Source organism: Pseudomonas sp. Leaf129, assembly GCF_001423465.1.
GTDB classification, from domain to species: Bacteria; Pseudomonadota; Gammaproteobacteria; order Pseudomonadales; family Pseudomonadaceae; genus Aquipseudomonas; species Aquipseudomonas coleopterorum.
Genome location: NZ_LMOC01000001.1, coordinates 965887 through 989625, shown reverse-complemented (window position 1 = coordinate 989625; position 23739 = coordinate 965887). Strand labels below are relative to the sequence as shown.

Genomic DNA, 23739 nt, shown 5'->3' with positions numbered 1-23739 from the left:
AGTGTGTCAGTTGGAGCGCGAAGCCCCCGGACGCGGCTCGCGCCGCTGCTACAGGGGTCGTATCAGGTCGCACGGTAGATGACGCAGGCGGTGAGACTGGGCTGATCTGGCGGGTATATGTATACTCCGCGGTTTACAGATAAGGCGCCGGTGCTTTGCGCTGCCGCAAGCGTTGTTCGGTTTCTCTTTCGCTGCCTCGTCGGCACTAAATGGAGTTGGTTAATTCGCATGAAAGCTATTGTCACTGGTATCACTGGTCAAGATGGCGCCTACCTGGCGGAACTGCTGCTGGAAAAGGGCTACACCGTTTACGGCACCTACCGCCGCACCAGCTCCGTCAACTTCTGGCGTATCGAAGAGCTGGGTATCCAGAACAACCCCAACCTGCACCTGGTTGAGTACGACCTGACCGATCTGTCCGCCAGCATCCGCTTGCTGCAGACCACCGAAGCCACCGAGGTGTACAACCTCGCTGCGCAGAGCTTCGTGGGTGTTTCCTTCGAGCAGCCGCTGACCACTGCCGAAATCACCGGCCTGGGCGCTGTGAACCTGCTGGAAGCCATCCGCATCGTCAACCCGAAAGCGCGCTTCTACCAGGCTTCGACCTCCGAGATGTTCGGCAAGGTGCAGGCCATTCCTCAGATCGAGGAAACCCCGTTCTACCCGCGCAGCCCTTACGGTGTGGCCAAGCTTTACGCCCACTGGATGACCATCAACTACCGCGAGTCGTACGGCATCTTCGCCACCAGCGGCATCCTGTTCAACCACGAATCGCCACTGCGCGGCCGTGAGTTCGTGACCCGCAAGATCACCGACACCGTCGCCAAGATCAAGCTGGGCCTTCAGGACACCCTGGAACTGGGCAACATGGACGCCAAGCGCGACTGGGGTTTCGCCAAGGAATACGTCGAAGGTATGTGGCGCATGCTGCAGGCCGACGAGCCGGACACCTTCGTGCTGGCCACCAACCGTACCGAAACCGTGCGTGACTTCGTCACCATGGCATTCAAGGCCGCGGACATCGAGATCAAGTGGCAGGGCGAAGCCGAAGCCGAGCAGGGCCTGTGCGCCAAGACCGGTAAGGTCCTGGTGTCGGTCAATCCGAAGTTCTACCGCCCGACCGAAGTCGACCTGCTGATCGGCAACCCGGCCAAGGCCAAGGAAGTGCTGGGCTGGGCGCCGAAAACGTCGCTGGAAGAGCTGTGCCGCATGATGGTCGAGGCCGACCTGCGCCGCAATGAGCAAGGGTTCTCGTTCTGATGGCTAATGTCGGCAAGCGTGCATTGATCACTGGTATCCAGGGTTTCACCGGTCGCTACATGGCGGCCGAGTTGACAGCCCATGGGTATGAAGTCATCGGCCTGGGCAGTCAGCCGTCAGAGGAGCCTGGTTACTACCAGGCCGACCTGAACGATGCGTCCAGGCTCGCCGCCTTGCTGGCAGAGCTTCAGCCTGACTATGTGGTCCACCTCGCTGCGTTGGCGTTCGTGGGCCATGGTGTGGCTGATGCGTTCTATCAGGTCAACCTGATCGGGACGCGCAACTTGCTCGAAGCGCTCGCCGCTTCGGGCAAGGCGCCTGAATGTGTATTGCTGGCCAGTAGCGCCAATGTGTATGGCAATGCATCCGAAGGCATGCTGGATGAAGGCACGGCGCCCGCGCCGGCCAACGATTACGCCGTCAGCAAGCTGGCCATGGAATACATGGCCAGCCTGTGGCAAACCCGCCTGCCGATTGTCATCACCCGGCCGTTCAACTACACCGGGGTGGGGCAGGCGGACAATTTCCTGTTGCCCAAGATCGTTTCGCACTTCCGCCGCAAGGCTGAAGTCATCGAGTTGGGCAACCTCGATGTATGGCGCGATTTCAGCGACGTTCGTGCGCTGGTCGCCGCCTACCGCGGGCTGTTGGAAAACAAGCCCTTGGGGCAGACCGTCAACGTCAGCTCGGGTGTCACCCATTCCCTGCGCGAAGTGATCGAGTTGTGCGAAAGCATCACCGGCCACCGCATCCGCGTGGAAGTGAACCCCGCGTTTGTGCGCGCCAACGAAGTGAAGACGCTGTGCGGTGATAATAGCCGCCTGCGCTCGCTGGTCGGCGACTGGCAGACCCCGCCCTTACGCGACACCCTGCAATGGATGTTGGCTGCCCAATAAATGAAGGTTGTCCTTTCCGTCGAGCCTGTCCGCTTTCCGCTGACGGGCATCGGTCGTTACACCTATGAATTGGCGCGGCGTCTGCAGAAAAGCCCCGAGATCACTGACCTGCAGTTCTTTGCTGGTCGCAGTTTCCTGCCAGGCTTGCCCAGTGCGGCCGATGCCTCTGGCAGTGGCTACAGCCTCAAGCGTGCGGTGCAGAAGAACTTTCTCGCCATCGAGGCCTATCGCCTGCTGATGCCGCTGCTCAAGGCCCGAGCCTTGAAGGCTCATGGCGACTACTTGTATCACAGCCCCAATTATTATCTACCGCCGTTCAAAGGGCCTCGCATCGCGACGTTTCACGATTTGTCGCCGTTCACCTGGTCCCAGTGTCATGCACCACAGCTGGCGCGCTACCTGCAGAAAGAGCTGCGGCTGACCTTGAAGCGGGCCGATCGCCTGATCACCGATTCCGAATTCACGCGGCGCGAATTGGCCGAGTATTTCGACTGGCCCATCGAGCGGATCGATGCCGTACCGCTGGCCAGTTCCCCGGAATTTCATCCGCGCAGCGCCGACGAAACCAGCGAAGTGCTCGCCCGTTATGGTCTGACCCACGAGGGTTACAGCCTGTTTGCCGGCACCATCGAGCCGCGCAAGAACATCGAAACGCTGCTCACGGCCTACGAAAGGCTGCCGCTGGCTACGCGTCAGCGCTGGCCGTTGATCCTGGCCGGCTATCGAGGCTGGCGCAATGAAGCCATCTTCGCGCGCATCGAATCCGCGCAGCGCCAGGGCTGGGCGCGCTATCTGGGGTTCGTGCCGGCCGAGGACCTGCCGATCCTGTTCGCAGGCGCGCGGTTGTTCGTGTTTCCGTCGCTGTACGAAGGTTTCGGCCTGCCGGTTCTTGAGTCGATGAGCTCGGGCGTGCCGGTGGTCTGCTCAGATAACTCCTCGTTGCTGGAGGTGGCAGGTGATGCGGCCCTGATGTGCGAAGCAATGGACATCGAAACCTTGGCTAAGCATATGGCTCAGGCACTGGAAGACGTTGAATGGCGCGTGGACGCACGTCAACGGGGCCTGGCCCACGCCAACGGTTTCTCGTGGGACCGCTGCACCGCACAAACGCTGATCGCCTATCGCAAGACGCTGGAAAACCGATGATCAAGGTGCTGCATTTTTTCAAGACCTACTTTCCCGATTCCATGGGTGGCGTCGAGCAGGTCATCTTCCAACTCGCTGAAGGCTGTGCCGCTGGCGGTGTGCAGTCCGAGGTCTTGTACCTCAGTGATCGCGGCGCCGCACGCAACGAGCGGGTAGGGCACCACATCGCCCATCGCTCGAAACTGGATCTGCATGTGGCTTCCACCGGATTTTCCTGGTCGGCGCTGGGCGATTTCAAGGCATTGGCCAGCCAGGCGGACCTGATCCACTACCACTTTCCGTGGCCGTTCATGGACCTGGTGCATTTTGCCAGCCGTACGGGCAAGCCGTCGGTGGTCAGTTATCACTCCGACATCATCAAGCAGAAGACTTTGCTCAAGGTGTATCAGCCGCTAATGAACCGCTTTCTCGGGGCCATGGACCGCATTGTCGTGTCTTCGCCTGATTACGCGGCGAGCAGCCCGGTACTGCAGCGTTTTCCCGAGAAGCTGTCGGTCATTCCCTTCGGCCTCGACCCGGCGACCTATCCCAAACCCAGCGCCGAGCGCCTGACGCACTGGCGTGGTCGCTTTCCTGGCAAATTCTTTCTGTTCGTTGGCGCGTTGCGTTACTACAAGGGTTTGAACTACCTGCTGGATGCTGCCAAAGCGACTGGGCTGCCGGTAGTGATTCTCGGCGGTGGCCATCTGGAGGCCGAACTGAAGGCTTACGCCCAGCAGTTGGACGTGGGCAACGTGCATTTTCTCGGCGGCCTGCCGGACGAAGACAAGGCGGCGCTGCTCACCTTGTGCCACGCCTTTGTCTTTCCTTCGCACCTGCGCTCCGAGTCGTTCGGTATTTCGCTGCTTGAAGGCGCGATGTACGGCAAGCCGATGATCTCGTGCGACATCGGCAGCGGCATGAGCTACATCAACCGCACCGGGGAAACCGGATGGGTGATCCCCCCGCGTGATTCTCAGGCGCTGGGGGCTGCCATGCAGGCGCTGTGGAACGACGAAACCATGGCCAGTGCCATGGGCGCCGCCGCATCGCGGCGTTTCCAGCAAGTATTTACCGCACAAGGAATGGCGGACAGTTATGTGCAGTTGTATCACGACGTATTGCAGCGTTAACCCACTCGACCAAGGTACTGGCTCATGATCTCGAAACCTGTTTTGGTCACTGGCGCGTCGGGTTTCGTCGGCGCCGCTGTAGCGGCGCGTCTGGTGCAGCTGGGCTGCCCCAACACGCGGGCGGCAGTTCGCCGCGCTTACACGCAACTGCCTCTGGGCGTTGAAGGGTGCGTGGTTCCGACCCTGGCCACCGACACCGACTGGACCAGCGCCCTGGCGGGCAGCGACAGTGTGGTCCACGCCGCTGCGCGGGTGCATGTCATGCGCGAGTCCGCAACCGACCCCTTGGACGCGTTCCGCCGGGTGAACGTCGAAGGTACTTTGAACCTTGCTCGCCAGGCGGCCCAGGCCGGGGTTCGACGCTTCGTGTTCATCAGTTCGATCAAGGTCAATGGCGAAGCCACCGAGCCAGGCCGGCCGTTTCGTGCCGACGACGAGCCGGCACCGCAGGACGCCTACGGGGTATCCAAGCTGGAAGCGGAAGTGGGCCTGCGTGCGCTGGCCGAGACCACGGGCATGGAAGTGGTGATCATTCGTCCGGTGCTGGTGTATGGGCCAGGCGTACGGGCGAACTTCCAGGCGCTGATGAGCCTGGTCGACAAAGGCGTACCGTTGCCATTCGGCAGAACCAGCAATCGCCGCAGCCTGGTCGCTTTGGATAACCTTGTAGACCTGGTGTGCACTTGCCTGGAGCATCCAGCGGCCGCCCATCAAACCTTCCTGGTCAGTGACGGCGAAGCAGTGTCGACCGCAGGTCTGGTGCGAGCCATGGCAACGGCGCTGGGCAAGAAGCCGCGTCTGCTCGATGTGCCGCTGCCGTGGATGAGCCGCGTGGCGAAAGCCCTGGGGCAAGGCGCAATCACGCAGCGTCTGTTCGAGTCGCTGGAAGTGGATATCGACAAGAATCGCCAGCTGTTGGGTTGGGAACCCTCCACCCGAATGGCCGATGCATTGCTCGCCACCGCGCGGCCCTACGTGGAAGCGCGTCGTCGATGAGCATGCTGCTGTGGCTGGTAATCGTTCTGGTGATGGCCTACGGGCTGACCTACGCGTTGCGCCGCTATGCGCTGGCGCGCAGCCTGATGGACGTACCCAATGCGCGCAGCTCCCACACAGTAGCGACGCCGCGCGGCGGCGGGGTCGCCATTGTGCTGGTGTTCCTCGCGGCCATAACCCTGCTGACCCTGAACGGAACGCTCGACACCCGCGCCTGGCTGGCGCTGTTCGGCAGTGGTGCGCTGGTGGCGGTGGTGGGTTTTCTCGACGACCATAATCATATTGCCGCGCGCTGGCGCTTGCTCGGGCATTTCGGTGCGGGCGCCTGGGCGTTGCTGTGGCTGGGCGGCATGCCGGGTGTGCTCGGTGCAGTCGATGGCCTTGCGTCGCTATGGTGGGTGTTCGGCCTGTTGTATCTGGTGTGGATGCTCAACCTCTACAACTTCATGGACGGTATCGACGGGATCGCCAGTGTCGAGGCCATCTGCGTGTGCGCCGGGGCTTGTCTGATCTATGCCGTGGGCGGGCATCCGCAGTTGATGTGGCTGCCGGCCTTTCTCGCTGCAGCGGTGGCGGGCTTTCTGCTGTGGAACTGGCCGCCGGCGAAGATTTTCATGGGCGATGCGGGCAGCGGGTTTCTCGGGCTGGTCCTGGCCATCCTTTCGGTCCAGGCCGCTTGGGTCGAGCCGAATTATTTCTGGGCTTGGGTCATCTTGCTGGGTGTGTTCATTGTCGATGCGACGTTCACCCTGCTGCGCCGCCTGCTGCGCGGCGACAAGGTGTACCAGGCCCACCGAAGCCATGCCTATCAGTACGCTTCACGGGTTCACGGCAGGCACCTGCCGGTCACCGTTGCAACGGCGTTGATCACCTTGGGGTGGCTGTTACCCATCGCCCTGTGCGTGACAGTTTTCGGTCTAAACTCTGTGCTGGGCACCGTCATTGCATACATCCCTTTGTTGTGGCTTGCTTTTCGTTATCATGCGGGCGAATTGGAACGCATATGAAATTGCGTTCGCGCGCTGGTGCAATCCACTGATCGCACTTATGGTTACGTAGTTGCTGCAACCGACCGTCAGGGTCAGGGGCCAATTGGGTCGAATGTCGATGGATAAGTTACGTACACGCTTGCTGGGTTTGCCACGTCGCCAGAAGCGCATGCTGCAGGTGGTCACGGACATTGTGCTGGTCTGGGTCGCGCTGTGGATGGCATTCCTGGTGCGCCTGGGCGTCGAGGACATGTACAACCCGATTCGTGCGCACGACTGGCTGTTCATGGCCGCGCCGCTGGTGGCGATACCGTTGTTCATTCGTTTCGGGATGTATCGAGCGGTGATGCGCTACTTCGGTAACGATGCACTGGTGGCCATCGTCAAGGCGGTCAGCCTCTCGTCGCTGATCCTGGCTTTGGTGGTGTATTGGTATAGCAACCATCAGACCGTGGTGCCGCGTTCGATCATCTTCAACTACTGGTGGATCAGCCTGGTCATCATCGGCGGCCTGCGCTTGGCGATGCGTCAGTACTTCATGGGCGACTGGTTCAACGCGGTGCACAACGTGCCGTTCGCCGGGCGTGACGATCGCTTGACCAAGGTGGCGGTGTACGGTGCAGGTGTGGCGGGCAATCAACTGGTTGCCGCGCTGCGCATGGGCCGGGTAATGCGTCCGGTGGCGTTCATCGATGATGACCCCAGCATTTCCGACCGGGTGATCGCCGGTCTTCAGGTGTTCAAGCCCAAGCATATCCAACGCATGATCGACATGACCGGCGCCGAAGAACTGCTGCTGGCACTACCGTCGACCTCGCGTTCGCGTCGGCGCCAGATTCTCAGTTTTCTCGAAGGCTTTCCCCTGCATGTGCGCAGCGTGCCCAACTTCACGGCGCTGGCCAGCGGCGAGGTCAAGGTCGACGACATTCAGGAAGTGGACATCGCGGACCTGCTGGGGCGCGATTCGGTCCCTGCCCAGGATGACCTCCTCGAGCACTGCATTGCCGGCAAGTCGGTGTTGGTCACCGGGGCAGGGGGGTCGATCGGCTCCGAGCTGTGCCGGCAGATCATGGGCCTGGAGCCGGCGCTGCTGATTCTGCTGGACCATGGCGAATTCAATCTCTACACCATCAGCGGCGAGCTGGAGCAGCGTGCGACTCGCGAAGGGCTGAACGTACAGATGCTGCCGACTCTGGGCACCGTGCGTGACCAGGCCAAGCTGCTCGAAGTGATGACCACCTGGAAGGTGGACACGGTGTACCACGCGGCCGCCTACAAGCATGTGCCGATGGTTGAGCACAACATCGCCGAGGGCGTGCGCAACAACGTACTCGGCACGCTGAATTGCGCCCAGGCAGCGCTGCAGGCCGGAGTGGCCAATTTCGTGTTGATCTCCACCGACAAGGCCGTGCGCCCGACCAATGTGATGGGCAGCACCAAGCGCCTGGCGGAGATGACCCTGCAGGCGCTCAGCCGCGAAGTGGCACCGGTGCTGTTCGGCGACCCGGCCAACGTGGCGCGGGTCAACAAGACGCGCTTCACCATGGTGCGTTTCGGCAACGTGCTCGGGTCCTCAGGCTCGGTAATCCCGCTGTTTCACAAGCAGATCAAGTCCGGTGGCCCGGTGACGGTGACCCACCCGAATATCACTCGCTATTTCATGACCATTCCAGAAGCCGCGCAATTGGTGATCCAGGCCGGTTCCATGGGGCGCGGGGGCGAGGTGTTCGTGCTGGACATGGGCGAGCCGGTGAAGATCATCGACCTGGCACAGAAGATGATTCACCTGTCGGGCTTGAGTATCCGTTCCGAACAGAATCCGCAGGGCGACATCGGCATCGAGTTCACCGGGTTGCGGCCGGGAGAGAAGTTGTACGAGGAGCTGCTGATCGGCAACAACGTGGTTGCCACCCGACACCCGATGATCATGAGTGCCCACGAGGATCATTTGTCGTGGGAGGGGCTCAAGGGTGAACTGGCCGCGTTGCTGCGCGCACTCGACGACACCGATTTCGACCGGGTTCGCGAGATCCTGCAGGAAGCGGTGAGCGGGTACGCGCCAGAAGGCGAGATCGTCGACTGGCTGCACCTGCAGCAGCACCGCGGTGGCAGCGATTGACCTGCCGCGCCGGCCTTTCCGATGCCGATAACCGCTCCTGCGCAGCCATCAGCGACGAGCGGTAGGTTTGGGTTATACTCGGTTTTTTAAGTTCCTAGGGCCCTCCGTCTGCACCGCGGCGCCTAGATTGATAGAGGTTATGTCCTTGGTTTCGACCCTCTTCGGCATGCGCTGCGCCTCAAGGCTCGAGCGCCGATGCGACTCCGGTTGCCACGATCTGGGTAAACCATTGCAGGCGATGGCTCCCGCATGACGCCACCTACGACATTAATCAGCGTCGTCGTGCCCACCTACAACTACGGTCGATACCTACATCGCGTCCTGGACTCGATTCTCGATCAGTGGGCGGATGATCTGGAATTGATCATCGTGGACGATGGCTCTACCGATGACACCGCCAGGATCGTGGACGGCTACTTGCCACGCTTTTCATCCATACACTATCTCTACCAACCGAACGCCGGTGCGGCAGCGGCTCGCAACCATGGCATCCGCGTGGCAAAAGGTCGTTTCATCCTGCCAGTGGATGCCGATGACGAACTGATTCCAGGTGCAATCGCGGTGCTGCGCGCGATGGTCAAAGCCACTCCTGGCACCGACGTGATCATCGGTGCCCACGTGTCAGTCCATCCGGACGGCCGCGAGCGCACTCGGCTTCCAGCGCCGGTGCCCGACTTGAGTGCCAAGGCCAAGATCTGCCGGTATCTGCTGCAAAAGCGTATTTCATTTGCGCCCAGCAGCATCCTGATTACCCGCGAACTCCTGATCAAGCGACCCTACGCGGAGCAACTGCGCTCTGGCGAGGACATTCCCGTGTTCGCGTATCTGTTGGTGACTGCGCAGAAGATCATGATCACGGACCAGGTGATCGCCCGCATCCACAAACACCCTGACAGCTTGCGCAACGACCGACGGGATGAAGAGTCGTTGGCCTTGGCAATGACTACGGAAGTGTTTTCAACGCTACCGGCAGAATGCCAGCCGCTGCGCCGACGTTACCAGGCGCAGCGCTACCTTTCTCTGTTTCGCGCAGCACTGCGCCAGAAGGAACGCTCCAAGGCGCTCCATTACTACCGACGAGCCCTGTACCTCAGTGGCCCGCAGGCGTTGCGTTGGGTCTACCTGCGCAAGGCCATCAATTTGTTCTTCAAGGATTAGCCTGCATGTGGTCAGCGGTTTCAGCGGCGAGACATAACTCACCGTCTTCGGTATTCAACAAGCTTTCGCCTTTGTGGTTGACCTTCATCGGCAGCCTTGTGTTGTCGCTCATAGCGATGGCAGGCACCGATATCCTGGCCCGTGATGCCGCGTTCTACATGGACATCGCGTACCAGGCGAGCCGCCACGGTTCAAGCATTGCGCTGGAGATGTTCAACTGGCCCTGGTTTGCGCTGCTGATCGCGGGCACGCATTCGGTGACCGGCCTGCCGCTGGAGTGGTGCGCCCACCTGTATTGCGCGCTGTTCATGGCCGGGACCTGTACGCTGCTGGTCGACTGCATCCGCCAGCGTGTGCCAGAAGCGACCTGGTGGGCGTGCCTTGTCGTACTCGCCATGCCGGCGATCAATCAATTTCGCTGGGACATCATCCGTGAAGACGGCTTTTGGTTCTTCTGTACGCTGGCGCTGTGGCTCACGCTGCGCTGGGAAACCTGTGGTGGCTGGTTGCGCGCCTCGGCTATCTACCTGGCCGTCGCTGCCGCCGTACTGTTCCGGCTCGAAGCTTTGACGCTTCTGGTTGCATTGGGTGTGTGGCAACTGCCCAATCTGTTCATCAGCGGGCGGCGCCGTCAATTCCTGGAGTTTTTCTGCCTGCCGCTGGTGCTGCTCGTTCCGGTCCTGGCCGTGTTGGCGGTGTATGTAGACTGGCAGTCCAGTCGTATCGAACTCATGATGGCGTTGATCAGCCCGCAATCGATATTGACCAACTTCAATACACTGGCGCATCAGTTCGGCAGTTCACTGATCAACAAATACTCTGTCGATGAAGCCGGTCGCATCGTCTTTTTCGGCCTGCTGGCGTCGCTTCTGATCAAGACAGTCAGCATGATGGGACCGTTTGCCCTGCCGTTTCTCTGGCCACGATCCTGGAGCCTTTGGCAGCTGTACTGGAAGTCTTTCCGTCCTTTTGCCTACGTGGCGGCGGCCTATCTGGTCGTCATGATGCTGTTCTTCATCCATTCGCAGTTCATGATCGGCCGCTATCTGAGCTTCCTCGATGTGCTGCTCCTGCCACTGCTCGCGGTTGCGCTGGCACGCCTGGCCCAGGCGTATCCGAAACTGGGCAAGGCAATGCTGGTGCTGGGCGTACTGATGATGCTGGCGAATGTCATCTCCCTGGGCGGCAAGAAAACCAACTTCGTCGCCGCTGGCCAATGGGTTGCGCAGCACATCGAAGAACAGACGTCGGTGTTCTATGAAGATGGGCGTATCTCCTACTACGCCGGGCGCGGGTATCCGCAGCCGACTCTGCCTCGCGAAACCGCGATCGCTCCGGGCAGTCTCGAGCGTTACCAGTACTTCGTTTTCGAAGCCGCTGAAAGCGAGCCCTGGTTGCAGGCGTGGATGGCCGAACATCACATGAAGGTTCTGGCCAGCTTCCCCCAGCGAAAAGGCAAGACCGTGACGGTGGTTGGACGCTGATGTCACATCCACTTGGATCACTGCGCAGGCAGGTGGCGTCGATGCATTCGTGTACTGAGGTAGAGGTATGAAAGTCTTGCTGTTGGTGATGGACGAGCAGCGTGTGCTGCTTGACCGCCTGTACGACATCATTCGCCAGCATTGTGATGACTGCGTGATCATGCGGCTCACCAAGGCGCAGCAGATGAACCTGGGGCCGTTTCTTGCGTCGGTGAACCATCAGGACTTCGACCGCGTGGTGGTGTTCTCCCGCGTCAAGCGTCTAGCGCCTCAATGGCGAGTCCTGAAGTGTGTGCCCGGACTGATATTCCTGGAACATGACGCCTATCAGAACTACATGCCCAACAGCAAATACCGCCACATGTATTCCCGTCTGTATGCTCGCCTGCCTGCTTGCCGGGCCTTGGTGTCCGGTGCGGTGGTCGCGCAGCGCATGCAGGCCGAAGGTATAGACGCACTGTTCATTTCCAAGGGCTATGACGACGCCATGCTGCACAATCTGGGCGGAGCGCGTGACATTCCCCTGGGCTTTCTGGGCAGCCTGAAAAGCAAGGAATATGCGCAACGCCGCGCCATCCTCGAGTCCTTGGCCAGCAAGACGGGGATGCTGATCGCCAAGACCGCATCGGGCGAGGAGTACCTGCAGACACTCAACCGCATCAAGGTATTCGTCAGTGCCGATATCGGTATGGGCGAGTTCATGATCAAGAACTTCGAAGCGCTGGCCTGTGGTTGCGTACTGTTGGCCTGGAGTCAGGGCGAGGAGGACCGTCTGCTGGGGTTCGAGGACATGCACAACGTGGTGTTCTACCGTTCAGAAGCCGAGGCATTGGAAAAAATTGCCTTGCTGGAGAGCGACCCCGTGCTGGCGGCACGGATTGCTGAAAATGGCCAGGCATTCGCCCGCGACAACTACAGCTTCGCGCGGGTGGGACGGGATCTGGCAGCGGCGATCCAGGCGCCGATGCGTCGCTGGCAAGCGCCCGGGCCGCTGACGCAGTGGTGGGTGAAGATGCGTTTCGGGCTGAAGGTGCCGAGCCAGTGAAACACGGCGATATGGACCTGGCCGCTTTGCCCGGGGGTGATCAGGATATCCTCGGTGCGTTCGACAAAGGTTTGCTCGATTGCCTTCGCCGTGCCGAGCGAGTGGTGCTGGTGGCCAATAATCCTGCCATTGGCCAGGCCGACGTCGACGCCCTGTCGCTCTGCCCCCGAGATGCAGTGGTCAGTTTCAATACCTGCCTGAAGTGGCCGCTGCTCAGCAGTCTGAGCGCGAATATCTTCATCCATGGCTACAACGCGCCTGACCAGTATTTCTTCGGTCTGCCTTATGGGCCTGGAGTGCAGGCGTTGTGGCAAGCTCCCGAGGCTCGCTGCTTTACGATACTGGTGGGTGTTGCCCATCCCATGTCACCTGTCAAAGGTGTCTCGCTGTTTCGCGAACGCATTCCGTTGCCTGCGCTGTGGAATTATCCCAGTGCCCACGCCAACGGCAAACGATTCGTCGGCCCGTCGACGGGGTTCAATGCGCTGGTACTGTTCGACTGGCTGCGCCGTGACCAGGGCATGGACTTCCGTCTGCTGACCCTCGGCTACTCCAATGATGGCGGCAAGCTCTGGAGCGGGCATGCCTGGGACTACGAGCGGGCCTGGCTGGCCAACGCCGACGTTGAAACCCTGGCTCTGCAGCGCCAGCCAAGCTGGTGGCAGCGCTTGTTCAAACGCCGATAAAAAGTGTACCCACACCCGTTCAGGAAAGATCACGTGTTGAAAGTGGCCGTCGCGTTCTTTGGCATCCCCAGAAATTCTGCAATATGCTTCCCGTCGATCCAGAAGCAGGTGCTTGCACAGATCCCACAAGGGGCGAACGTGCAGTGCTTTTATCATCTGTACCAGACCGACACCGTTTCGAACCGACGCTCGGGAGAGGATGGTGCCCTGATCGCTGCCAATTATGATCCGTTCCTGACCATGACCGGAGCGCTCGAACGAGACACCGGTGTGCTGGAGCGGTGGGAGTTCGAACGGATCAAGGCACTGGGCGATACCTGGGGGGATGAGCACGCCTCGGTCCGCAACCTGCTGCTGCAGCTGCACTCCTTGCATAGCGTTACTGCAAGGGTAGAAGCGTTCGATCCGGACTTCGTCATCTTTGTTCGGCCTGACCTCAAGTATCACGATCCTCTGCCCAGCTATGTATTCGATCAGCCTGACGCGCGCCGTTTGAATGCCTACATCCCCAACTGGCAATGGTGGGGCGGCTTGAATGATCGATTCGCGATTTGCGGGCGTGACGTTTACCGGGCCTACGGTCGCCGAATCGAACGCATTTTCGAGTTTTCCAAGGCCACGGGTCGCAAGTTGCACTCCGAACGTCTGCTCAAGTTCGCTCTTCAGCAAGCCAATGCCAAGATATGCTTGCTGGCGACCACTGCATCACGTGTCCGCATTAACGGAGACTATGCCGAGGAAGATTTCACTGGCAAGCATGGTATGGGTAAGCGCGAAAACCGCTACCTGCATCCCATCGCTTACTGGCGCACCTGGTTCGACGCCCGGCGCCGGTCATCCTAGGCTCTGTGTGAAACGCCTTGATACTTGTCTCAAGACTTTTCACACAGACCCTAGCCTGAACTTGCAACGCGGCTACCCGGTTGGTGTAACGGCGCACATCTGCTAACACTTGCCAAGATGGGCGGCAGCGCTCGGATCTTCAGGATGTCCCGCCCTGCGACATATTTCCTGACAGCACGCGAGTGGAATGTTCGGCTTCATTGGCTAGTGTGTGCGAGCGGCTTTGGAATGCCGCTTACCTCACGTGAATCATGGAGCGTACACAGTGCACAGAAGGTTTTTTTCCTGTTTGCTAGTTGTCATGTTGGCACATTGCGCAGTGCTGGTTCAGGCGGCGCCTGTTTCCAGGGCTGAAGCATCGACGCTTGCTGCCAGTCAGCGCTCGCTGCCAAACAGAGTCAACTTGAATACTGCCGATGCCGAGACGTTCAAGCGTGAACTCTCAGGGATAGGCCGGACAAAGGCAGAAGCCATTGTGAAACACCGCGAAGCTTACGGGCCTTTCGATTCCATAGATGAACTGCTGGAAGTGAAAGGCATAGGCAAAGCCCTGTTTGATCGCAATCGCGAGAAACTTGCGCTTTGAGCCTGAGCCAACCTAGGACAAGGCCCTCAACGAGAGCTGATGAGGTAGAGCTTGGACTTGTCGGGAATAACCGCCTCGACGATATCCGCCGCTCGCTCGGTGCCCCCCATCACGTGGATGGCATCGGCCAGGGTTTCAAGCTCTGGCCATTGGCTCTCCAGTAAATGACGCAGATGCTCCGCCAGTTCCCGGCTGCTGCTGTGCTTGCTGGCGTGCACGCCGGAACCGCTGTAGGCCACGCGCGCCGCAACACCTGGCTGGTCGGCTGCGATGGGCAAGGCCAATATGGGGGTTTCCGCCACGACGGCCTCGAGCACGATATCGAGGTCGCCGTGGGTCACCAGTACGTCGGCGTACTGCAACAACATCGCTTGGTCGGCGAAGTCCGTAACCCAGGTAGCACCATGCCGCAACAGTTGGTCGCTTTGGCGATGAGTGAGCCCGCCGCAATGCATCACCAGCAACTGCGCATCGAGCAGCTTGCAGGCCTGGGCGATGCGTTTGAACAGACCGAGCCGATTGCCATGCTGGCGGCCGAGGGTTGCAAAGACGAATGGCCGGGTATTGTCCAGGGTGTAGGGCAGGTGATTCATTTCATCCGAGACTCGGCGCAACGGACCGACTTCGTGGAACCAGGGCGGCAGGTTGGGCCGAGGGAAATCGAACTCCAGCACTGTCTGGCTGATCTGCGCCAGCGGCGACAGGCACTGATGCAGGCTCTCGCGGACTGGCAGGCCAAGCGCCGCGGACTGGCGTGCAATGACCTGGCGCAGAGGTTTCATCACCCAGTCGTGACGCCGTTCGGCCCGGGCATAACGCTTGAGCGCATCGTCACCACGCTCGTAGGAATAGGGAAAGACGGCCAACGGCACTGTGGCGTCTTCGCGATTTACCGGCAGGGAACAGGCGATGGAAACGAACGGCAGGCCAAGGGATTCGGCGACCAGCCCTCCGGCTGCTTCCATTTGATCGCAGAGCAGGGCATCGATGCGATCTTCGCGTAGAGCCGCCGGCAGTTCTTCGCACAGCATCTGTGTCACTTGAGCCATGTCTGCATAGTTGCGTCGCCGGCCGAGCAGGGTATCGAAATACGGCGCGAATACCCGGCTCTCGGAATGCTTCCCCGCAGGAACGCGTTTGTGGCCGACGGCGTGGAATTTTATTCGGTCGAAACGCAGAAGGCTTCGGGCGTCGGATCGATGAAAGAACGTCACACTGTGACCGCGTTCGATCAGCTCCATGGCCAAGTGTTCGAGCGGCTGGAAATGGCTGGGTAGGGGTGGAGCGATGATGGCAAAGCGAATCATTGCCGACTCCCACAGGGTCCGGTGATCACAATACGTCAACTCCTGTATCAACGGCAATCTGGGCGAGCCAGGCACCGATGTAGTGATCTTTCGTGGTGGGAAGATTTTAAGCTATGAGCATGGGTCTGTGACGCTCGTTCCATGTGGACGTTGCATTTTTACGCTGGAACTGTGCTGATCGTCGGAAAATTACCAGACATACGTCTCGTAACAGATAAAAAAATCTTTTAAAACATTAGGTTGCAATGGATCTCAAAGGTCGTTTGTAAATTATCGTCAAATGCTCGACGTTTTTCATTCCGAACGGGTGATTGGGAGAGTAAGCTTGCCGGCGGGCCACCCCTCGAGGGTGATATTCATAGGAAAACGCGAGTTGCGTTGCACTCGCCGTAGTGGCTTGGCGCGACGGGTAAGGGACCGTCCCGCGCCCGTGCCTGGGAAGTGGATGATGGCTGACAAGACATTGCGCATTCTGATTGCCGACGAGCTAGGGCAGCAAGCGGTGCAGATCGAGCGAACGCTCAACAATCTGGGCTATTTCAGGGTCGTACCCGTGCGTTCTCTCGACGAATTGTTGACCATGGTGCAAAGCGCCTATGAGCCATTCGATCTGTTGATTGCCAACACCGACATGGCGGTGCGCTCAGGTGTTGATCTGCCACGGTTCTGCAAGAACACCGAGTTGGTCCGCCATGCGTTGCTGTATGAAAGCCAGAAGCAGATCGAAACGGAACTGACCGATGCCAGCGGCGAGCCGTTGCGTACCAGCGTCAGGCAGTTGCCTGATCTTGAAGCCCTGCGAACGTTCATGGCCATTGTCGAATCGCCCAAGGCCCCGTTGGAGCACCGCGTACGGGTAATCGGGGACGGTATTCGCACGCGTAAATCCTTGAGCGCCCCTCCGCTGTAGCCGTTCGCGCCTGCCACGTCCGACGCTTTTTGCTATCCTGCGCGCCTTTGACAGGCGCGAGGATACGCGTCGTCGGTCACCTGCGGATTTGCCCATGCCTGCCGATAGCTCAGCCCAGCCACTGCTGCTTAACCGCAGCGACCACAAGACCCTCGGTCTGGCGGCCCTTGGTGGCGCGCTGGAAATCTACGATTTCATTATTTTCGTTTTCTTCGCGCTGACCCTGAGTCAGTTGTTCTTTCCCCCACAGATGCCGGAATGGCTGCGCTTGCTGCAGAGCTTCGGTATTTTCGTGACCGGTTACCTGGCCCGTCCTTTGGGCGGCATTCTCATGGCGCATTTTGCCGACCGGTTAGGGCGCAAGCGGGTGTTCAGCCTGAGCATCCTGATGATGGCGGTGCCGTGCCTGCTGATCGGGGTGATGCCGACCTATGCTCAGATCGGCTACTTTGCGCCGCTGCTGCTGCTTGCCTTGCGCATCCTGCAGGGCGCAGCCGTAGGAGGGGAGGTACCGAGTGCCTGGGTGTTCGTCGCCGAACACGTGCCGCTGCGCAGACGCGGTTATGCGCTAGGGTTTCTTCAGGCCGGATTGACCTTCGGCTACCTGTTGGGGGCGCTGACCGCCACCGTGCTGGCGAGGGTGTACACCCCACAGGAGATTCTCGATTGGGCCTGGCGTCTGCCGTTCCTGCTCGGCGGCGTATTCGGCGTGGTAGGGGTGTGGCTGCGTCGCTTGCTGAGTGAAACGCCGGTATTCCTGGCCATGCGCGCGCGCAGCGAGCAAGTTAGCGAGTTTTCCCTGCGCACCGTTCTACGCGAGCATCGCGCATCGTTGATTCCGGCGGTATTGCTGACGTGCGTGCTGACCTCGGCTGTGGTCGTGCTGGTGGTGATCACGCCGACGGTGATGCAGCAGCGTTTCGGCCTTGATGCCCGGCATACCTTTGCGTTGAGCAGCCTGGGCATCGTGTTTCTGAACATCGGCTGCGTGCTGGCGGGCCTGCTGGTCGATCGCATTGGCGCCTGGCGTGCGCTGGTTCTTTACAGCGTGTTGCTGCCGCTGGGTATTACTGCGCTGTACGCCAGTCTGGTCGCCGGCGTTGGCAGTCTGGCGCTGGCTTATGCGTTGGCAGGCCTGGGGTGCGGGGTGGTGGGTGTGGTGCCGTCGCTGATGGTCGGCCTGTTTCCGGCAAAGGTTCGCGTGTCGGGTATCTCGTTCACCTACAACATCGCTTATGCACTGTGGGCGAGCACCACACCGTTGTTGCTGATAGCTCTGATGCCTTGGAGCCCCTGGGTGTGCGTGGGCTACTGCGTGGTGATGGGCGCAGTTGGCATTGGTACCGCATGGGTCTTCGGCAGACGCCGCCCCTTGCAGGCGTACGCCTGACTCCAAACGAACCGGCCTCCTTAGGCCGGTTTTTTTATGGACGATTTCAGGCAGCAGATCTGTTGAAGCAGACCTGTTGAAGTAGAACTGGTCAGGCAGATCTGTGAGAAGCAAAGCTGTGGGAGCAGAACTGTGGCAACAGAAATGTAAGAAGCAGAACTGTAAGAAGCAGAACTGTGGGAACAGAAATGTGGGAGCGGGCTCTGCCCGCGAATGGAGCACCGCGTTCTGCCAGGTATACCTCAGTGAATTCTTCGCGGGCAGAGCCCGCTCCCACAGAGGTTTGGCAGGTACACCGCGGTGAATTCTTCGCGGGCAGAGCCCGCTCCCACAGGGGTTTGGCAGGTACAGCGCGGTGAATTCATCGCGGGCAGAGCCCGCTCCCACGGGGGTATCCCTATATGTGGGATTGATAATTATATATTGAGATTTCTGCTCGAATGGATTTATAGTCGGCCATCACACACCGCCATTCACTACCAAAAACAAACAAGGTGAAGCGATGCAGCCGCAACTCGTTGCACTCGATTGGGGGACCAGTTCCCTGCGAGCCTATCTGCTCGGCCCTGAGGGCCATGTACTCGACCAGCGCTCGCTGGATCGCGGCATCATGCAGCTATCCACCATCCCCCGAACCATCTGCGGTGAATCCACCCGCGATGGTTTCGAACTGACCTTCGACGAAGCCTGTGGCGACTGGCTCGACGCCTACCCCGACGTTGCCGTGATCGCCTGCGGCATGGTCGGCAGCGCCCAGGGCTGGCGTGAAGTCCCCTATTGCGCCAGCCCTGCCCAGGCCGCCGACGTGGCCGCTGGCATGGAATGGGTACGCACGTTGCGCGGCATCCATGTGCACCTTGTGCCCGGCGTCCTGCAACGCTCGGCGCTGCCCAACGTGATGCGTGGCGAGGAAACCCAGATCTTCGGTCTGTTGCAGTCGCTGCCCCCGGCCGAGCGTGACCAGACCCTGCTGGTCGGTCTCCCCGGCAGCCACTCGAAGTGGGCGAGGGTGGTCGAGCAGCGCATCGAACATTTCGACACCTTCATGACCGGCGAGCTGTTCGCCGCTGCCAGTGCCCACACCATTCTCGGCCGCACGCAAAAGCGCAGTGCGTCGTTCGACAGCGTGGCCTTCGAGCGCGGCGTTGCTGTGGCGATGTCGGCCGAGGGCAGCATCGGCGTGCTGTCGACCATGTTCAGCGCGCGCAGCCTCGGCTTGACCGGCCAGTTGGCCAGCAGCGAGCAGGCTGACTACCTGTCCGGCCTGATGATCGGGCACGAGCTGCGGGCGTTGGCGGAAATGCTGCGCCAGCGCAGTGGCCAGACGGCGCTGCCGGCGGTGGTCCTGATCGGTAATGGGGCCTTGTGCCAGCGCTACAGCCAAGCCCTGGCCCTTTGCGGTTTTTCCAGCGTCAGCCAGGCCGAACAGGCCACCGAACGCGGTCTCTGGAGCCTGGCGCTGGCCGCCGGGCTCGTCGCTCAACAGCTCCAAGAGGTTTGACATGCTCAAGCAAGCAATGGCCCAGAACGGGCTGATCGCCATTTTGCGTGGCCTGCGCCCCGAGGAATCGGTGGCCATCGGTGAAGTGCTGTATGACGCCGGGTTTCGCATCATCGAGGTGCCGCTCAATTCCCCTCAGCCTTTCGACAGCATTCGGCTGTTGCGCAACAGCCTGCCCGCCGACTGCCTGATCGGCGCCGGAACAGTGCTGTCGGCCGAACAGGTGCAGCAGGTGAAAGCCGCAGGCGGGCAGTTGATCGTCATGCCCCACAGTGACCCTGTGGTGCTCAAGGCGGCCAAGGAGGCCGACCTGTATCTGGCGCCGGGCGTGGTGACGCCAACCGAAGCCTTCGCCGCCCTCGCTGCGGGCGCCGATGTGTTGAAACTGTTCCCGGCCGAGTCGTTGACACCTGCGGTGGTCAAGGCGTTGTTGGCGGTGTTGCCCAAGGGCACGTCGCTGGTGCCGGTAGGCGGGATCAGCCCGGACAACATGCAGCCGTTTCTCGACGCGGGCGTGGCGGGCTTCGGCCTGGGCTCGGGCCTGTTCAAGCCGGGCATGACGGTGCAGCAGGTCGCCGATAACGCCAAGGCGTATGTGCAGGCGTGGCAGTCGCTGAAAGGTTGACACGCTGCGCGCCCCTGTAGGAGCGGTCATCGGCCGCGAAGAGGGCACAGCGCAGTGACTGATCCACCACGCCGCTCGGTTCGCGGCCAAAGACCGCTCCTACGCAATCGGTACGGGCGGCAACGGTAAAATTTCCAGGCGCTTGAGCGTCCATCGAACAAGAGAGACAACGGATGAAAATCACCAAACTCACTACATTCATTGTTCCGCCGCGCTGGTGCTTCCTGAAAGTCGAAACCGACGAAGGCGTGGTCGGCTGGGGCGAACCGGTGGTGGAAGGCCGCGCGCATACCGTGGCTGCCGCGGTCGACGAATTGTCGGACTACCTGATCGGCAAGGACCCACGCAACATTGAAGACATCTGGACAGTGCTGTACCGCGGCGGCTTCTACCGCGGTGGTGCAATCCACATGAGTGCGCTGGCCGGTATCGATCAGGCGCTGTGGGACATCAAGGGCAAGGCCCTGGGTGTTTCGGTCAGCGACCTGCTGGGCGGTCAGGTGCGTGATCGGATCCGTGTGTACTCGTGGATCGGCGGGGATCGGCCGGCCGATACGGCGCGGGCGGCCAGCGAAGCGGTCGCGCGTGGCTTCACGGCGGTGAAGATGAACGGCACCGAAGAGCTGCAGTTTCTCGATACCTTCGACAAGGTCGATCGCGCCCTGGCCAGTGTGGCGGCCGTGCGTGATGCGGTCGGGCCGAACGTGGGCATCGGCGTCGATTTTCATGGCCGGGTGCACAAGCCCATGGCCAAGGTGCTGATGAAGGAACTGGATCAGTTCAAGCTGATGTTCATCGAAGAGCCGGTACTGAGCGAGAACTATGAAGCGCTCAAGGAACTGGCGCCGCTGACCAGCACGCCGATCGCGTTGGGTGAGCGTCTGTATTCGCGCTGGGACTTCAAGCGGATCCTCAGTGAAGGCTATGTGGACATCATTCAGCCCGACGCGTCGCACGCCGGGGGGATCACCGAGACCCGCAAGATCGCCAACATGGCCGAAGCCTATGATGTGGCACTGGCGCTGCATTGTCCGCTGGGTCCGATCGCACTGGCCGCTTGTCTGCAGCTGGATGCGGTTTGCTACAACGCGTTCATTCAAGAGCAGAGCCTGGGCATTCACTACAACGAGAGCAACGACCTGCTCGATTACGTTGCCCATCCCGAGGTGTTCGACTACGACAACGGGTTCGTGAAGATCCCCAATGGGCCGGGGCTGGGCATCGAGATCAACGAGGAGTACGTGCGGGAGCGGGCCGAAATCGGCCATCGCTGGCGCAACCCGATCTGGCGCCACGCCGATGGCAGCTTTGCCGAGTGGTGAGAAGACGCTGATATTGCGGCGCGGCCTTCGCGGGCAGAGCCCGCTCCCACACGGATATCGACACCTTTGTGAGAGCGGGGCAGGCGGTGAGCCATCTGCCTGCGAAAGCGTCCGCCAAGGCGCCGCATCACCCTCTACAACTACAATAAGAGGCACCCCATGCACACGCAAACCGCAACCACCGCTCCGGCGCTGGCGACGCCCAGCCGCAAGCGTTTCTTCATCATGGTGCTGCTGTTCATCACCGTGGTCATCAATTACCTGGACCGCAGCAACCTGTCCATCGCCGCACCGGCGCTGACCAGCGATCTGGGTATCGATCCGGTTCACGTCGGCCTGATCTTCTCGGCCTTCGGCTGGACCTACGCGGCCATGCAGATCCCCGGTGGCTGGCTGGTGGACCGCGTGCCGCCGCGCATTCTCTACAGTGTGGCCCTGGCCCTGTGGTCCATCGCCACGGTCATGCTCGGTTTCGCCGGCAGCTTCATCGCCCTGTTCGTACTGCGCATGGCGGTGGGTGCGCTGGAAGCCCCGGCGTATCCCATCAACAGCCGCGTGGTGACGACCTGGTTCCCTGAGCGCGAACGCGCCACCGCCATCGGTTTCTACACGTCGGGCCAGTTTGTCGGCCTGGCCTTCCTGACCCCGGTGCTGGCCTGGCTGCAACACGAATTCGGTTGGCACATGGTGTTCGTCAGTACCGGTCTGGTGGGTATCGTGTGGGCGGTGATCTGGTACGCCGTGTACCGCGAGCCGCGTGATTTCAAAGGCGCCAACGCTGCCGAAATCCAGCTCATCAGCGACGGCGGCGGCCTGGTCGACATGCAGAAATCGGCACGTCAGGCCAAGGCCGGTTTCAGCTGGACCGACCTGGGTATCGTGCTGAGCAAGCGCAAGCTCTGGGGCATCTACCTGGGCCAGTATTGCCTGAACTCGACCCTGTGGTTCTTCCTGACCTGGTTTCCGACCTATCTGGTGAAGTACCGCGGGATGGACTTCATCAAGTCGGGCATGCTCGCCTCGCTGCCGTTCCTGGCGGCCTTCGTCGGCGTGTTGTGTTCCGGGTTCTTTTCCGACTGGCTGATCCGTCGCGGCGCGAGCATCGGCTTGGCGCGCAAGTTGCCGATCATCGGTGGACTGCTGATCTCGACCTGCATCATCGGCGCCAACTATGTGGATTCCACAGCCTTGGTGATCGCTTGCCTGGCGCTGGCATTTTTCGGCAACGGGTTGGCCTCGATCACCTGGTCCCTGGTCTCGACCTTGGCGCCAGCGCGTTTGCTGGGCCTTACGGGTGGGGTGTTCAACTTCATCGGCAACCTGTCGGCAATCACCACGCCGATCGCCATCGGTTTCCTGGCGACCGGCGACTCGTTCGCGCCAGCGATCACTTACATCGCGGTCACGGCGTTGGTTGGGGCGTTGTCTTATATCCTGCTGGTGGGCAAGGTCGAGCGGATCGAGCTTTGACCGCTTTGCAAGCAGGCGAACATAATGCGCCTGCTTTTTCTCGACGCGAAGGTTGACCATGCAGGACGACATGCCCCCCGCCGTACCGACCGGCACACAGACCTTGCTGCGCGGCCTGGCGGTGATCCAGGCCGTGGCTGGCGGCGCCCGCGATCTCAAGGAGATTGCGCGGCGCATCGGCACTACCCGCAGCACCACCCACCGACTGGCCAGTTGCTTGGTGGACGAGCGCTACCTGCGGGTGTTGCCTCAGGTGGGGTATCTGTTGGGCCCGCGCCTGATCGAGCTGGGTTTCCAGGCGCGGGAGGAGGTGCCGCTGGTGATGCTGGCGACACCTTGGCTCGATGAGCTGTCGGCGCTGACCGGCGACACCATTCACCTGGCGATTCGCGACGGTGATGAGGTGCTGTACCTGCACAAGACCCCGGGGCGCAATGGCCCGGAGATGCGTTCGCGGGTCGGGCATCGCATGCCGCTGGCACGCACCGGCATCGGCAAGGCGTTGATGCTCGATGCCAGCGAAGCCGAATGGCAGCGGTTGTTCGAGCAGGGAGAGGCGGTGGCGGCGAAGTCGGCGCTATGGCCCGACCATCCGCAATTGACCTGGTCACAGTTTCAGGCCCGCATGCAAACGTACGTCGCAGGACGCTATGCATTCGACCTGGAAGACAACGAACCCTCGATCCGCTGTGTCGCCGCGCCGATCCGCGACGCCAGCGGACAGATCGTGGCTGCAATCAGTGTCGCCAGCACGGTGCCGTATATGCCGCTGGAAAAGATGCAGTCCTTGGTCCCTACCGTCCAAAAAGCCGCCCAGGCCGTCTGCGCCGAGCTGGGCGCCCGGACGTAAAGGCAACGCACTCTTCCTGACCCACTGCGGCGTTCCCTTCGCGG

The 23739-nt window shown here is 60.9% G+C and carries 21 protein-coding genes; 20 read left to right on the top strand and 1 reads right to left on the bottom strand.

Going from position 1 to position 23739, the window contains the following annotated elements; all coding sequences use genetic code 11:
* Positions 1-228: 228 nt before the first annotated feature.
* From gmd to ASF66_RS23140, 13 genes are all read left to right on the top strand, one after another.
* Entirely contained in the window at positions 229-1260 is a 1032-nt protein-coding gene (gene gmd, locus ASF66_RS04315) for a GDP-mannose 4,6-dehydratase (RefSeq protein WP_049859423.1), read from the top strand.
* A complete protein-coding gene (locus ASF66_RS04310) occupies positions 1260-2156 on the top strand; it encodes a GDP-mannose 4,6-dehydratase (protein ID WP_056842857.1) in 897 nt (298 codons plus the stop codon). The genes gmd and ASF66_RS04310 overlap by 1 nt, the downstream gene beginning before the upstream one ends.
* Positions 2157-3302 (top strand): glycosyltransferase family 4 protein, encoded by a 1146-nt coding sequence (locus ASF66_RS04305; protein WP_056842856.1) that lies wholly within the window; start codon positions 2157-2159, stop codon positions 3300-3302.
* Positions 3299-4414 carry a glycosyltransferase gene (locus ASF66_RS04300; protein ID WP_082484429.1) on the top strand — a complete coding sequence of 372 codons (1116 nt, stop codon included), beginning with the start codon at positions 3299-3301 and terminating at the stop codon, positions 4412-4414. Before ASF66_RS04305 ends, ASF66_RS04300 begins: the two co-directional genes overlap by 4 nt.
* 24 nt (positions 4415-4438) lie before the next feature.
* Positions 4439-5410 carry a UDP-glucose 4-epimerase family protein gene (locus ASF66_RS04295; protein ID WP_056842855.1) on the top strand — a complete coding sequence of 324 codons (972 nt, stop codon included), beginning with the start codon at positions 4439-4441 and terminating at the stop codon, positions 5408-5410.
* Between the two features lie 2 nt (positions 5411-5412).
* Positions 5413-6417, top strand: coding sequence for an MraY family glycosyltransferase (locus ASF66_RS04290; protein WP_056843421.1), 1005 nt, complete (start codon positions 5413-5415; stop codon positions 6415-6417).
* Between the two features lie 100 nt (positions 6418-6517).
* Entirely contained in the window at positions 6518-8518 is a 2001-nt protein-coding gene (locus ASF66_RS04285; protein ID WP_056842854.1) for a polysaccharide biosynthesis protein, read from the top strand.
* Between the two features lie 249 nt (positions 8519-8767).
* Positions 8768-9676: a glycosyltransferase family 2 protein gene (locus ASF66_RS04280; protein ID WP_056842853.1), complete on the top strand. Its 909-nt coding sequence runs from the start codon at positions 8768-8770 to the stop codon at positions 9674-9676.
* 116 nt (positions 9677-9792) lie between these two features.
* A complete protein-coding gene (locus ASF66_RS04275; RefSeq protein WP_236707046.1) occupies positions 9793-11160 on the top strand; it encodes a hypothetical protein in 1368 nt (455 codons plus the stop codon).
* 67 nt (positions 11161-11227) lie between these two features.
* On the top strand, positions 11228-12205 hold the full coding sequence (locus ASF66_RS04270) for a glycosyltransferase family protein (protein ID WP_056842851.1): 978 nt from the start codon (positions 11228-11230) through the stop codon (positions 12203-12205).
* Between the two features lie 11 nt (positions 12206-12216).
* Positions 12217-12891: a hypothetical protein gene (locus ASF66_RS04265; protein ID WP_056843420.1), complete on the top strand. Its 675-nt coding sequence runs from the start codon at positions 12217-12219 to the stop codon at positions 12889-12891.
* Between the two features lie 33 nt (positions 12892-12924).
* Positions 12925-13734, top strand: coding sequence for a hypothetical protein (locus ASF66_RS04260; protein ID WP_049859431.1), 810 nt, complete (start codon positions 12925-12927; stop codon positions 13732-13734).
* Between the two features lie 403 nt (positions 13735-14137).
* Positions 14138-14320, top strand: coding sequence for a ComEA family DNA-binding protein (locus ASF66_RS23140; protein ID WP_442962740.1), 183 nt, complete (start codon positions 14138-14140; stop codon positions 14318-14320).
* A 26-nt stretch (positions 14321-14346) separates the two neighbouring features.
* On the opposite strand, the gene ASF66_RS04250 is transcribed toward ASF66_RS23140, so the two are convergent.
* Entirely contained in the window at positions 14347-15627 is a 1281-nt protein-coding gene (locus ASF66_RS04250; protein WP_056842850.1) for a glycosyltransferase, read from the bottom strand.
* Between the two features lie 448 nt (positions 15628-16075).
* Between ASF66_RS04250 and ASF66_RS04245 the strand changes: the two genes are divergently transcribed.
* From ASF66_RS04245 to ASF66_RS04215, 7 genes are all read left to right on the top strand, one after another.
* Positions 16076-16537: a hypothetical protein gene (locus ASF66_RS04245; RefSeq protein WP_056842849.1), complete on the top strand. Its 462-nt coding sequence runs from the start codon at positions 16076-16078 to the stop codon at positions 16535-16537.
* A 94-nt stretch (positions 16538-16631) separates the two neighbouring features.
* A complete protein-coding gene (locus tag ASF66_RS04240) occupies positions 16632-17927 on the top strand; it encodes an MFS transporter (RefSeq protein WP_056842848.1) in 1296 nt (431 codons plus the stop codon).
* A gap of 502 nt (positions 17928-18429) precedes the next feature.
* The gene (locus ASF66_RS04235) at positions 18430-19428 is read left to right on the top strand and encodes a 2-dehydro-3-deoxygalactonokinase (RefSeq protein WP_056842847.1); all 999 of its coding nucleotides are present in this window, start codon (positions 18430-18432) and stop codon (positions 19426-19428) included.
* A 1-nt stretch (position 19429) separates the two neighbouring features.
* Positions 19430-20053: a 2-dehydro-3-deoxy-6-phosphogalactonate aldolase gene (locus ASF66_RS04230; protein ID WP_049859436.1), complete on the top strand. Its 624-nt coding sequence runs from the start codon at positions 19430-19432 to the stop codon at positions 20051-20053.
* Between the two features lie 173 nt (positions 20054-20226).
* Positions 20227-21375 (top strand): galactonate dehydratase, encoded by a 1149-nt coding sequence (dgoD, locus tag ASF66_RS04225; RefSeq protein WP_049859437.1) that lies wholly within the window; start codon positions 20227-20229, stop codon positions 21373-21375.
* Positions 21376-21534: 159 nt separating this feature from the next.
* Positions 21535-22845: an MFS transporter gene (locus ASF66_RS04220; RefSeq protein WP_056842846.1), complete on the top strand. Its 1311-nt coding sequence runs from the start codon at positions 21535-21537 to the stop codon at positions 22843-22845.
* A gap of 58 nt (positions 22846-22903) precedes the next feature.
* The gene (locus tag ASF66_RS04215; protein ID WP_056842845.1) at positions 22904-23695 is read left to right on the top strand and encodes an IclR family transcriptional regulator; all 792 of its coding nucleotides are present in this window, start codon (positions 22904-22906) and stop codon (positions 23693-23695) included.
* The last annotated feature ends 44 nt before the right edge of the window (positions 23696-23739 follow it).